This window comes from Serratia sp. 506_PEND (assembly GCF_001076875.1).
In the GTDB taxonomy this organism is placed as follows: Bacteria; Pseudomonadota; Gammaproteobacteria; order Enterobacterales; family Enterobacteriaceae; genus Serratia; species Serratia marcescens.
Window position 1 is genome coordinate 1 of the sequence record NZ_JVEL01000423.1, and the last position, 642, is coordinate 642.

Consider the following 642-nt stretch of genomic DNA (forward strand, 5'->3'; position numbering starts at 1 on the left):
CAGGCGACCTCTGTCATGTTACGCAACTCACGGATATTGCCAGGAAACGAATAGCCGAGCAGTTGCCTGAGCGACGTCAGGCTGATGTCACCAGGATGTTTATCGTCGCGCTGGCTGAAAGTCGCAATAAAATGGCGGCACAAGAGCGGAATATCTTCAGGACGCTCACGCAGGGACGGAACGAGGATCTCGCTCTGGCAAAGACGGTGGTACAGATCCTGGCGAAAATGCCCGTCGGTAACGCGCTGCCTGAGCGCATGATGCGTGGCAGCCACCACCCGAAAATCGGAATACTGCTCCTTATCACCACCCAACGGGCGGTACTGACGGGTTTCAAGCACGCGTAACAGTTTGGCCTGCATGACAAGGGGCATATCGCCCACCTCATCGAGAAACAGCGTGCCGCCATTCGCCCGTGCAATCAGCCCCTCTTTATGGCTGTGGGCGCCGGTAAACGCGCCTTTCTGCCAGCCGAAAAGTTCACTTTCAATCAGGTTTTCGGGGACTGCCGCACAGTTCAGCGCGACCATCGGCTGCCCGGCACGGGAGGAACATTCATGCACCAGCTGCGCCACTACCTCTTTTCCGGAACCCGTTTCACCTTCAACCAGCACCGACAGGGAATGTGCCGCCGCATGCCGG

The 642-nt window shown here is 57.9% G+C and carries 1 protein-coding gene; it reads right to left on the minus strand.

The features are described from left to right. Positions 1 to 642, minus strand: a 642-nt coding sequence (locus tag ADK28_RS16010; protein WP_048796077.1) for a sigma 54-interacting transcriptional regulator, incomplete at both ends; no start/stop codon positions are given.